This window comes from Flavobacterium sp. IMCC34518, assembly GCF_027111095.2.
Taxonomy (GTDB): Bacteria; Bacteroidota; Bacteroidia; order Flavobacteriales; family Flavobacteriaceae; genus Flavobacterium; species Flavobacterium praedii.
This window is the reverse complement of sequence record NZ_CP114284.2, coordinates 2,112,687-2,125,569: the sequence shown is the minus strand read 5'-3', so window position 1 is coordinate 2,125,569 and position 12,883 is coordinate 2,112,687. Positions and strand designations below refer to the sequence as shown.

The window sequence follows — 12,883 nt, the reverse complement described above, 5'->3', positions numbered from 1 at the left end:
CCCCAATCCGTTGTAGCTGTAAGCGATAGTTTTTTGCTAATAAAAGAAATTCATGTTTGAATCTTTCATTTCTATATACTTTTTGCTAGGAACAAAATCATCCATTTTTAGTATCTCTTTAAATGGATATTTAAAACTGTACTCTTTATTTTTAGGAGGTTCAGGATCTTCATCCATACATTTACTATATTCCTTAATTATATGTACTTTTTTTGTTGAAAAATTAATATCATATTCAAAATCCCATCCGCATGTATCAGAATCATTTGAAGTAGCACCTATTAAATACCAATCGTTATTTTGAAAGCGAAAAATATTTTTATTTGCAAATGAGTGTCTAGAATTTGAATAAAATATTTGTTGTATTATTAAGGTGTTATTATGTATTTCTAATATTGAATTATCACCGTCTGTTGAATTGTTCTCCTCATCATTATAAAAGCCACTATTTTTACTTTCCCAGATTACGGTTGTGTTTTTTTTCCACAGTTTGATTGTCCCATTAATTTTTTTGCAGATATATAATTCTCGTTTTAAACCTAAATCCTTGACATGCTTATTTGTATTATAAACATAAACTATTTCATCAATTCCATCTTTATCTAAATCACCTTTGGTTTCGGCAATTCTTTTATAACTTTTGGGAACTGAAAATTCTTTTAATTCCTGAGAGTGCATTTCGATATAAGTAAATAAAAGAAGGAGTATTATCTTTTTCATTTCAAAGGTTAATTATTTATATGTTTCTCCAAAATTATTGCTAACTAACATATTCACAAAACAAATCTTCTTATGTTTTTGCTAGTTGGGTAGATTCCCGAAGATTTGTTTCTTTTTATGTTTTCTCAAATATAAAAAATAATAGTCACAGGCTTACAAAAAGTAAATATTATTATTTCAGTCATTTTTATGCTACGCTCAGAAAAACAGGAGTTTCGAAGAAAAAAAAAGTCCTGATACGATCATCGGAACGACTGATGCAAGCTTCTGAATGTCATTTGCAATCTGTAAATGCGGGTAATACGATCTACAAAACTTTGATACAGTATACCACAACTGGACTTAGCATTTGGGAAACCACCGATATTGCCAAATACAATGATTATGTGGTTTACAATACAGTAAGTGGCGAAAATCTAGAGGTTGTTACTGAGCCTACCGCCTAAACAACTTTCATTCCTACTAAAAAAAGGGCTTTCAACTATTTTGAAAGTCCTTTTTTTATGGCGTTAAATACCAAAAACTATTCTTAAAAAAGCTAATAACTTAATTATAAACCCAATCTAAAAAATGGGAAAAGGAAACTAATTTTGTTTTTAACGTTTCCTTGTTATATTTGCACTACTAAAATTTTGCCAAATTGTAATTCACACACCGTCGAAACAATTTGAAGAAAAGGTTTAAAATTTGCGCCTTTTCGCTTTATATTTACATCAAATTATTAAATAACAATCAGTTACATTTTCAAATGAAAGAAAAAATTATATCAAAAGCCAGCGACTTGTTTTTAAAACTTGGGTTTAAAAGCGTCACTATGGATGATATTGCTTGCGAAATGTGTATTTCCAAAAAGACCATTTACAAATATTTTTGCAACAAGGAAGTGCTTATCGAAGAAAGTACCGAAATGGTTCACAAGGAAGTACATGGAATTATAGATACAATTGTTGCTAAAAACTATAATGCTATTGAAGAAAATTTTGAGATCAGAAAAATGTTCAAAGAAATGTTTCAGGCGACAGATACTTCTCCTCTTTATCAATTAAAAAAACACTACCCCGATATTTATCAAAAAGTGATGTCGCGTGAAATCGAAGAATGCAATCTGTGTTTTAAACAAAATATTGAAAAAGGAATAGTACAAGAATTATACCGAAAAGATCTGAATACAGATGTCTATGTAAAATTCTATTATTCCTTAATTTTTAGCATTAAAGAGAATACGATTTCCGAAAGAGAATCAACGAAACTTGAATTGGAAGCACTCGAATACCACACTCGAGCAATGGCAACTCCAAAAGGGATAATCGAACTTGAAAACCAACTGCAAAAAACCCCACAATAATGAAGAAAACAATTATACTAATTCTACTAATTTTTGCCTGGAGCGTCAATGCACAAGACACAAATAAGAGCTACTCCTTTACTTTGCAACAGGCGATAGATTATGCATTGGAATACAATTACGCTGTAATTAATTCAGAAAGAGATATCAAAGCTGCCAAACAAAAAAAATGGGAAACAACTGCAATGGGTCTACCACAAATTAATGCAGGACTGGATTATACCAATAATTTTGTTTTACAAAAATCAGTTGTACCGGCAGAATTCTTTGGCGGAACTCCAGGAGAATATGCCGAGGTAGCTTTTGGCACAAAACACAATATGATTGCACGATCTACTCTGAGTCAACTTATTTTTGACGGTTCTTATATCGTTGCACTTCAAGCATCAAAAACATATTTAAAGTATTACGAAAATGCTAAACTAAGAACCGATATTGATATAAAAGAAATGGTTATAAACTCGTATGGAAATGTTTTATTAGCCAAAGAAAATATCGAAATCCTTGAAAGAAACATTACCTCTTTGCAAAAAACTCTAAATGATACTAAAGCCATTTACAACAATGGATTAATTGAAGAAGAAAGTGTCGAGCAATTGCAAATCACTCTGGGTTCGTTAGAAAGCACCTTGAACTACAACAAACGATTATTGGATATTACTTTTCAAATGCTAAAAATAAATTTAGGGATTGAACTTAATCAAACTGTTGTTTTGACAGATCGTCTGGAAGATTTGACCCTTCAAAATATGGATTTAGCTTTTTCGAATACCGAGTTTGATGTCAATAACAACATCAATTTTAGAATTGCTTCCAATTTTGAGGAACAAAGAACATTGGAATACAAACTAGAAAGAAGTAAAGCGTTGCCTTCATTGGCTGCCAATGTCAATTTTGGATATACCGCTTTTAAAGATGAATTTCAGTTTTTTACCCAAAATCAAAAATGGTTTAATTATTCGAATATTGGTGCTAGTTTGAATGTGCCAATTTTTAGTAGTTTGGCCAGAAGTTCCAGAACACAACAAGCCAAAATTGCTGTAGATCAAGCCAAAACCCAATTGACCGAAACGGAACAAAAATTAAAATTACAATACGCTACCGCAAAAAGTGAATACGAATACAGTATCGCAGATTACGAAACCGCAAAAAACAATTTGCGCTTATCCGAAAGAATTGAGAAAAAACAGCAAATCAAATTTACGGAAGGACTTTCGACCAGTTTTGATTTTAATGATGCCCAACGCCAATTGTATACTTCGCAACAAAAGTACTTACAAACAATGGTCACTATTATTAATAAAAAAGCAAGTTTAGAAAAAATAACGACTAAATAATGATACTCATAAAATATAGAACTATGAAAAAAATAATTATTCTAATCACTCTTTCAATTGTATTGTTCGCTTGCAATTCATCCGAAAAGAACCAATCTGTTGAAAAACTAATTGCTTCAAAAGATCTAAAAGCAATAACGGCAAAGAAAAATGAGCTACAATTGCAGATTACCCAACTTGAAGAAGCTATAGCAACATTAGACACCAATAAAGTTACAGAAGCATTAGTTACTGCCCTACAATTAAAAGACACGGTTTTTAACCATTATCTCGAAGTACAAGGAAGCATTAACACCAATGAAAATGTATTAATTCAACCTGAATTTCCAGGAAACTTAGTAGAATTGAATGTGAAAGCTGGACAAAGAGTTTCCAAAGGACAAGTTCTAGCACGTACAGATGATGGAGGAATGAGCCAACAACTGGCTAGTGCCGAAAATCAATATGCTCTTGCCAAAACTACTTTTGAACGCCAAAAAAACCTGTGGAGTCAAAAAATCGGCTCCGAAATTCAATTTCTGCAAGCGCAAACTCAAATGATTTCGGCACAAAAAGGAGTAGCGCAAATAAAAGCACAAATAGCAAAAACCGTAATAAGAGCACCTTTCTCTGGAACAATCGATGAAGTTTTTGTCGAAAAAGGCGAAGTAGTTGCAGCAAGCGCTCAGGGTTTGATGCGTATTGTAAACTTAGGAAATATGTATGTTTCTACTTCTATCCCCGAAACGTACATTGGTAAACTAAAAATTGGTACCGAAGTAGATGTTTTTTTAACTTCTTTGGGCAAAACCTACAAAGGAAAAGTGCGTCAAATAGGGAATTTTATCAATCCAAACAATAGAAGTTTTGGAATAGAAGTTAGCGTTCCCAATCCAGAAAACTTATTGAGACCAAACCAAGTAGCCAAATTAAAAGTGATTGATTATGTAAACAAAAAAGCAGTGGTTGTTCCTACAAATGTTGTACAGCAAGATGGACAAAAAAACACTTTTGTTTATACCGTTATCAACTCGAATGGAAAAACAGGAATTGCAAAAAAAGCAATTGTAAAAACAGGGCAATCATCTGATAATGTTACCGAAATTTTGAGTGGTTTAGATGCTAACGCCATTATTGTTACCGAAGGGATGAACACTATTTCAGACGGGATGAAATTGAACTTTTAGCCCCCTAATCCCCGAAGGGGGAATAAAGCGCTTGAAAAAATAAGTTGTATTGATAAAGCTGATTTAATAACTTAAAATCCTATTGACCCCTAATAGGAGTTCCCCCTTTGGGGGCTAGGGGGCTTATATGTCACACCAAAACAAAGAATTCGGAATATCAAGTTGGGCCATCGAAAATCGAGTTACGGTTTATATCCTAACTTTATTGATTGTTATTACTGGAATCATTGCCTACGTTACGATGCCTCGTGAAGATTTTCCTGAAATTATAGAGAATAAAGTATATATCTCTTCTATATTTCCTGGAAACTCAGCAGAAGATGTCGAAAAATTAATCATAAAACCACTCGAGAAAGAATTTAAAAACATCAGCGGGGTCGAAAAAATAACTTCGAGTTCTTTTCAAGATTACGGAATGATCATTGTCGAATTTGGAGACAAAATCAGTATTTTGGATGCAAAGACAAAGATCAAGGACAAAGTAGATATTGTAAAAGCAGATACCGACTGGCCAAATCTTGACAATGGAAGCAAAGTAGAACCAAGTGTTTTTGAATTGAACATTTCGGAAGAAGTACCCATTCTAAACATCAATTTACAGGGGAATTACACCACTCAACAACTAAAAAAATATGGCGAACTACTTCAAGACGACATCGAAGAAATACCCGAAGTTAAAAAAGTAGACATCCTTGGTGTAGATGACAAAGAAGTTGAAATTGCCGTTGACATTTTTAAAATGACCGCTGCTCAAGTATCCTTTGATGACATCCAGAATGCAGTAAAATATGAGAATATGACACTTTCTGGCGGAAATCTAATCTCTCAAGGTTCTAGAAATAACATCAGAATCGTAGGTGAAATCAAAGACCCGAAAGAACTGGAAAACATTATTGTAAAACACAATGGTGGAACCGTTTACCTAAAAGATATTGCTGTTGTTCGTTTTAAAGAAAAAGAAAAAACAACCTATGCCCGTGAAAAAGGGACCGAAGTAGTCATGTTGAACGTAAAAAAACGTTCCAATCAAAACATGATTTCGGCCATTGAACAAGTGAAAGAAAAAATTGAAGAAGCCAAAACATCTTACCTCCCTTCGAATCTAAAAATTGAGTTGACAAATGATCAATCTTCTCGTGTAGAACACCAAGTAGATGAATTGTCAAACCACATCATTTTCGGAATTGTGTTGGTAATGATCGTATTGATGTTTACCATGGGTTTACGAAACTCTTTGTTTGTTGGAGCCGCTATTCCTTTGTCTATGTTAATGGCATTTAGTATACTTTCGGCATTTGGATTAACCTTAAATACTATGGTTCTGTTCGGATTGGTAATGGGACTGGGAATGCTTGTTGATGACGGAATTGTGGTAGTAGACAACGTTTTTGCCAATATGAAAAAAGGCATGAATCGTATGCAAGCTTCCAAAATAGGTATTGGCGAAATTGCTTGGCCCGTGATTGCTTCAACGGCGACTACCTTAATGGCCTTTTTGCCTTTTGCTTTGTGGCCAGGAACAATGGGGAAATTTATGAAATATTTTCCAATCACATTAACCGTTACTTTATCCGCATCGTTGTTTGTTGCTATGGTAGTTAATGCTGCCATGACCGCAGGTTCTATGGAAATTGAAGATAAAAATGTGACCAAAAAATCGGCAAAAATGTATTCAATCATTTTTACAATAATTGCTGTTATTTTTGTCTTAGTCGGTAATATATACGATTCTAAACTGGCGAAAGCAATTGGTCATCTTGCCATCATTTCGCTTGGGCTAATGTGGTTGTACAAATTAAAATTATACCAATGGACACAAGATTTTCAGCACAGTTTCTTTCCAAGAATGGAAGACCGATACAAAGTGTTTTTGGCTAAAATTTTAACCCAAAAAAATGCTTGGATTTCTTTGGTTGGAATAATTGGATTATTATTTTTCTCTTTCATCTTATTGGGAATCTTCCCTAGAAAAGTATTATTCTTTCCAGATAATATTCCAAATCAAGTGATTACCTACATCGAATACCCTCAAGGAACCGATATTGAAAAAACCAACAAGGCTACCCTATTTGTAGAAAAACAAGTAATAAACATATTAAGTAAATATGTAGATAAGAGCACCAATAAAAATTACTTGGCCGAATCCATCGTCTCCCAAGTTGGTGTTGGAGCCGGAAATCCAAATGTAGATGCTGGATCTGATTCTGAAACCCCTTTCAAAGGAAAAGTAACTGTAAATTTTTCGGAATACAAATTTAGAAAAGGAATCAGTACTGCCGATATTTTAGAAGAAATTAGAGGAAAAGTAAAAGCAATTGCAGGAGCTACAGTTACTGTAGAAAAAGATGCAAACGGTCCACCGGCAGGTTATCCAATCAGCATTCAGTTGACAGGAATTGATTATGATGAAATGCTGAGAGAAGCGGACAAAATGATCACTTTCATCAATTCAAAAAACATTCCTGGAATAGAACGTTTGAGCATTGATGTCAACAAAGAAAGTCCTGAACTTGAGGTAAAAGTAGATCGTGTAAGTGCTGGAAGCTTAGGGGTTTCAACTGGACAATTGGGATTCAACTTACGTCGTTCCGTATATGGTCAGGAAATTTCCACCTACAAAGAGGGTGACGATGATTACAACATCACCATGCGTATGCAAGACGATCAGCGCAAAAACGAAAATGTATTGTTCAATCAATCCTTGACGTTCCGAAATCAAACAAATGGACAAATGATGCAAGTGCCTATTTCGGCAGTTTCTCAAACAGAAAAAACCAACACTTACAATCAGATCAAAAGGAAAAACCAAAAACGTATTATGACGGTGTACTCCAATGTTCTGACGGGTTACAATGGAGATGAGATTACAAAACAAATTGCTGCCGATTTAAAAGGATATGAATTACCAAAATCAGTAAGTTATTCCTTCTCAGGAGTGCAAGAAGAACAAGGAAAAAACCAAAGCTTCCTGATGTATGCTTTATTTTTGGCTTTGGCAGGAATCACTATCATCATCGTATTGCAGTTTAATTCCGTTTCCAAATCGATGGTTATTTTATTTACAGTCTTACTAAGTTTTAGTGGCGTCTTTTATGGTTATGTCATTGCCAACATGGATTTCGTAATCTTGATGACCATGATGGGAATCATATCACTCGCAGGGATTGTAGTGAAAAATGGAATTGTATTAATGGATTTCTTTGTATTATTATTAGACAAAAAAGTAGCTGATAATCATTTAGAAAGTCACGATGATTTAACTTTAGACGAAATCAAAGAAGTAATCATCGAGTCCGGAAAATCCAGACTTCGACCAGTTCTATTAACTGCTTTAACCGCAGTATTGGGATTAATTCCTCTAGCGATTGGTCTAAACTTTGACTTCTTCTCTTTGGTAACCGAACTGAATCCACACATTTTCATGGGAGGAGACAACGTAATATTCTGGGGACCATTGGCCTGGACCATCATTTTCGGATTAACTTACGCTACAGTTTTAACTTTAGTAATGGTTCCCGTAATGTTTTACCTTGTTAAGAGAACCAAATATTGGTTAAGAGATAGAAGAAACAGCAGAATCGCATCAGAAGAATAAACAGAATTCAACTCAAATCACAAAACCACTCCTCTCTAATTTTGAGAATGGAGTGGTTTTTTGGTTTAAAAGAAGTTTTTTTTAAAACATCAGAATTATTAGGGCGTAACCCCATTAAGAAAAGAGTCCTACTCTACTATGCGCTCACACGGCCTCATTCCTTAATGCGGTCTCCAGATAGCTATTGGGAATCCGTTTCTACTTCGGCAGCTTACTCCTATCCCGATGTCATAAAGTTAAGCTTTGTTTTTTCTCGCAAAGACACGAAGACGCAAAGTTTAGTGCCGATTTCTTTGCGTCTTCTCGTCTTTGCGAGAGTTATATTTTGAAAAAGCGTAGTGAGAAATTCTTAACTTAATGACATTGCCTACTATCCTTTACGCTTATACCAGCAAAAAAAATAGTTATTTTGGATTCAAATCCAATAAAAACATAATTATTTTGGATTCAAATCCAAAATAACCATAATAATTTTGGATTTATAACTTAAATAATTACTTTTGTTTCTTCAAAATCAATTCATTATGGTAAGAAGACAACAAACAGACTACGCCAAAGCCCGCTTATTCAAAGGAAAAGCGCTACTGGTTTTTGGACCAAGGCAAGTTGGAAAAACCACTTTTGTTGAAAATCTAATTGCCGATTTAGACAAAAAAACACTTTTTCTGAACGGAGACGAATCGGATGTGCTTGTTTTATTCGAAAACCCAAATGTTACCAAACTAAAAAACATCATTGGCGACAACGAAGTCCTTGTTATTGACGAAGCACAGCGTATCACAAACATTGGCATTGTAATCAAAATTATAGTAGACCAGATCAAATCGGTTCAAGTTATCGCCACAGGTTCGTCCAGCTTTGAATTGGCCAACAAACTCAACGAACCCTTAACTGGAAGAAAATACGAAATGTATTTGTACCCACTCGCATTTTCAGAAATGGTAACTCATAACGGATTATTAGACGAAAAAAGAAACTTGGAACAACGCTTAATTTACGGAAGTTATCCAGAAATAATAACAAACCCAATTGACGCCAAGGAACACATAAAACTGATTGCCAATAGCTATTTGTACAAAGATTTGTTCCTATTAGACCAAATATCAAAACCTGTATTGCTTCAAAAAATAGTCAAAGCATTGGCACTTCAAGTAGGAAGCGAGGTCAATTACAATGAACTCAGCAGACTCCTTCAAATAGACAACAAAACCGTTGAAAAATACATCGACCTGCTCGAGAAAACATTTGTAGTTTTCAAGCTTCCCGCCCTGTCCAATAATATCCGAAATGAAATAAAAAAAGGCAGAAAAATTTATTTTTATGACAATGGCGTAATCAATGCTGTTACTGGAAACTTCAATCCTTTGTCACAAAGAACCGACATTGGCAGTTTATGGGAGAACTACATTATAAGCGAGCGTATAAAACACCTTAACATCCAACAAAATGAAGCTATTCCCTATTTTTGGCGAACCACACAACAACAGGAAATAGATTATATTGAAAAAATAGACAACCAAATTTTAGCTTGCGAAATAAAATGGAATCCTAAAGTGAAATATAAAATTCCCGTTACTTTTTCTACAAATTATGAAAATGTAGCATCAAAAATAGTAACACCAGACAACTACGAAGAGTTTTTATTTTAATAAAATAAAACCGATTTAAATCCACACATCTTTATGGGAGGAGACAACGTGATTTTCTGGGGAACATTGGCCTGGACCATCATTTTTGGTTTGACGTACGCCACGGTATTAACTTTGGTAATGGTACCCGTAATGTTTTATTTAGTCAAAAGAACCAAATATTGGTTAAGAGACCGAAGAAATAAAAGAGTTTCATTAGAAAATTAAATACATAAAAAAGCCACTTGTTAACTAGAAAAACAAGTGGCTTTTTTTAATTTCTGAATTAGACTTCGTTTCGAAACTATATTATTCAAATAATTCAAGTACTGACGAATATACTTAAAAAAGGAGTGCGTACTTGGATATGATGAAATTGAAACTTACCGAGGGGGAAGAAAGATCGTATTCATTATATAATTCTTAATAATTAGTTTTTTACGAATCTCCCGTTGACGATAAAGCACCAAAATCATCAAAACTAATGTCCCACGTTTTAGGGGATTCGTTTCCGCGCCATGTAACTTCAACTCCACCATCAATAATAATGTATTGTCCTATGATAAAACGGGAATCATCTAAAAGTAAAAATTTAACCAAAGGGGCAATGTTTTCTGCTTTTGCAAAATCACCATTCGGTTTAGGTAAACTATTTATCCCTTTTGCTTTTACAGGATCTTTCATATCATGCTCGATTAATGCAGTCAAAACAACACCTGGAGCAATCAAATTCATCGAAATATTACTACCTGCCCAATCGCTTTTGAAGGCATTTTGTCGCACCCATTTTGTTATGGCTGTCTTACTTGCTTGATAGGTCCAAAAAGGATTTTTTTGAATAAGATTCATCGCCTTCTCTTTATCCATTTCTAATAACGCTTCAACAACATCATTTGGAATACCCGGTGTAATAACAACAGAATTGGATGCATTTATGACAACCCTTCCATTATTAGATTTTTTGAGATAAGGTTGTAAAGCAGTAATCAATCTAATTATTCCAAAATAATTTAAACCAAAAACAAGAGCCGCATTTGAGCTATCTACACCTGCATTGGCAAAAACGCCATCAATATTCCCTCCACTCAATTTTATAATTTCCTGAACCGCATAATCTACTCCTTCAGGTGTTGATAAATCTGCTTGAACCTCGGCGTCAGCTGTATTGGTAACTCCAATTACTTTAGCACCATTTTTCTCGAGCAATAATCGTGATGCATATCCCATTCCAGATTGAGAACCTGTAACTACAATTGTTTTTGTTGTTTCCATAAAAAAATAAATTTAAATTCCGTTCTTTTGGCTAATCACACTCATTATTTTTGTTGTATTACAATCACTTTTCCAGTAATGATGTTTTGGTTTCAAAATCCACTAAAACTGTGATCATTCCTGCAACAAGTCCAGTAACAATGGTAGCCGTTGTATGTGAAACTTCAATAGAACCCATATATCTCTGAAAAAGGATTGCAAAAATAGTAACCAGTCCAAAGGCAAAAACACAATGCTTTAATGCTTTTAAAAAATAACCTGGAAAATAGGGTGGCTTATTTGGCATTTTAGTAGTCCAAAATGCTATTGAGGTCACAAAAAAACACAAAGATACCGCAACTGGAACTGCCTTAGAAAAAACCGTTGGTATCTCAGAAGAAATACTATTTTGAGTCAAAAAAATAGTTGGGTAATCTTTAGCCATAGAAAACCAATATTGCAAGGAATTAATAATAGCATTAATAAGTCCGGCTAATAATGATCCTTTTAGTATTGCTGCTTTTGTCATAAAGTCGTTTATAAAAATGAAAACAAATCACTTAACTAATCGTTACAATCTTTTTATTGCAATTCAATGAAGGTTTTTTTTGTACAAATATTTCGATTGTTATATTAAAAGTATAAAATTTTAACAAAAACAACAGCCCCTTTTTTAAATATTTTACAAAAAACACAAATTAAATACCTTAATTTCAAAACACTAACAGCCAAAAACCTGATTTTCATTGCCGAAACAGCCCAAACATTGAAAAAAATTACGATCACAAAAAAATCATCAATTGGAGTTGGCTTATGCAAAAGGACTGCAAAATTTATCCCATGGCCTGAAATCAAAATAGTGTAGAAATCTGATTTTTCGGATTACCCTAAGTTAATTTCAATTTACAGGTTTATTCTAAATGAATACATTTGAAACAACAAACGTCTTGCTGATTATTAGTGATCTTAAAAAGTATTTAGCCTTATGCATACCCGAAAATCGGCAACAATAAGTATTATAAAACAAAAAGGAATACCTAATTATGAATTCACCACTAACAACCAGTTTGTTGCAGACAAACTACAATAAGTAAAAAGGCGGTACCGTATATGACTCCTAAAAATTAAAATTAACCTATATGAAAATAAAACAGTTTAGGAGTAAACCGTCGAAAGTTTTTAAAATCAACTACAAAATTTACTACCGTAATAATCATTATAGGCTTTGAAACCCCTAACCTATTTGGCGCCAATACTCACAACCTGAAACATCTATAAATAAAATTTGGGAAAACTTTCTGGACTTTTATCATATTTATATACCTCAAGGAGATCCAAAAGGATCGTGGCAGGCGATGGGATAACTCGTTAAAGCAGGCAAGATTAGGGTCTTTTGGGTCAGCCATTTTGACGCTGAACAACTTAAGGTGTTATTGCCATATACCAAAATTATACCCGCAATCAATCAAATTGAAACCAATGTTTTCGTTCAGGAAAATATTTTATACCCTTTACTGAAGGGTTCTGCAATTCAAATGGAAACTTGTCCTGCTTTATCAACAGATCGAAGTAGAATTTTTAGTCCCAAACACTGGTTGCAATCGGAAAAAAAACAAATAACATTACCAAGGTATGCCTAAGATCGCATTACCTACGAGGAATTGTCGCTATCCCAAGATCTTCCTAAAAAGCACACATGATTGAAAATCTTAACATTTAAAATTTTCTATCAAACCAAATTACAACAGACATAAGTAGGCCACTTGATTTTAAATTGATTTTAAGCGTAAATAAAAGATTAATAATAAAAACAAGTTTGTGTTAATTTTTAAAATAAACAC

At 33.7% G+C, this 12,883-nt stretch carries 11 protein-coding genes; 8 read left to right on the top strand and 3 right to left on the bottom strand.

Translation table 11 applies throughout. The features are described 5' to 3' along the window. Positions 1-36: 36 nt before the first annotated feature. Entirely contained in the window at positions 37-720 is a 684-nt protein-coding gene (locus OZP06_RS09025) for a hypothetical protein (RefSeq protein ID WP_281323617.1), read from the bottom strand. Positions 721-977: 257 nt separating this feature from the next. Between OZP06_RS09025 and OZP06_RS09020 the strand changes: the two genes are divergently transcribed. From OZP06_RS09020 to OZP06_RS08990, 7 genes are all read left to right on the top strand, one after another. Beyond that, positions 978-1,166, top strand: a complete 189-nt coding sequence (locus OZP06_RS09020) for a hypothetical protein (protein ID WP_281323616.1) — start codon at positions 978-980, stop codon at positions 1,164-1,166. A gap of 302 nt (positions 1,167-1,468) precedes the next feature. Then, complete coding sequence (locus tag OZP06_RS09015) at positions 1,469-2,065, top strand: TetR/AcrR family transcriptional regulator (RefSeq protein WP_269221572.1); 597 nt, start codon at positions 1,469-1,471, stop codon at positions 2,063-2,065. Further along, a complete protein-coding gene (locus OZP06_RS09010) occupies positions 2,065-3,402 on the top strand; it encodes a TolC family protein (protein WP_269221571.1) in 1,338 nt (445 codons plus the stop codon). Before OZP06_RS09015 ends, OZP06_RS09010 begins: the two co-directional genes overlap by 1 nt. A gap of 23 nt (positions 3,403-3,425) precedes the next feature. After that, positions 3,426-4,568, top strand: a complete 1,143-nt coding sequence (locus OZP06_RS09005) for an efflux RND transporter periplasmic adaptor subunit (protein ID WP_269221570.1) — start codon at positions 3,426-3,428, stop codon at positions 4,566-4,568. Positions 4,569-4,695: 127 nt separating this feature from the next. Beyond that, positions 4,696-8,163: an efflux RND transporter permease subunit gene (locus OZP06_RS09000; RefSeq protein ID WP_269221569.1), complete on the top strand. Its 3,468-nt coding sequence runs from the start codon at positions 4,696-4,698 to the stop codon at positions 8,161-8,163. Positions 8,164-8,687: 524 nt separating this feature from the next. Continuing rightward, entirely contained in the window at positions 8,688-9,812 is a 1,125-nt protein-coding gene (locus OZP06_RS08995; protein ID WP_269221568.1) for an ATP-binding protein, read from the top strand. A 33-nt stretch (positions 9,813-9,845) separates the two neighbouring features. Next, a complete protein-coding gene (locus tag OZP06_RS08990) occupies positions 9,846-10,019 on the top strand; it encodes a hypothetical protein (protein WP_269221567.1) in 174 nt (57 codons plus the stop codon). Positions 10,020-10,229: 210 nt separating this feature from the next. Here OZP06_RS08990 and OZP06_RS08985 read toward each other — a convergent pair whose 3' ends face one another. Both OZP06_RS08985 and OZP06_RS08980 read right to left on the bottom strand, forming a co-directional pair. After that, the gene (locus OZP06_RS08985) at positions 10,230-11,063 is read right to left on the bottom strand and encodes an SDR family oxidoreductase (RefSeq protein ID WP_269221566.1); all 834 of its coding nucleotides are present in this window, start codon (positions 11,061-11,063) and stop codon (positions 10,230-10,232) included. A 64-nt stretch (positions 11,064-11,127) separates the two neighbouring features. Next, complete coding sequence (locus tag OZP06_RS08980) at positions 11,128-11,571, bottom strand: hypothetical protein (protein ID WP_269221565.1); 444 nt, start codon at positions 11,569-11,571, stop codon at positions 11,128-11,130. Positions 11,572-12,475: 904 nt separating this feature from the next. On the opposite strand from OZP06_RS08980, the gene OZP06_RS08975 reads away from it, so the two are divergent. Further along, positions 12,476-12,682: a hypothetical protein gene (locus tag OZP06_RS08975; protein WP_269221564.1), complete on the top strand. Its 207-nt coding sequence runs from the start codon at positions 12,476-12,478 to the stop codon at positions 12,680-12,682. Positions 12,683-12,883: the final 201 nt, after the last annotated feature.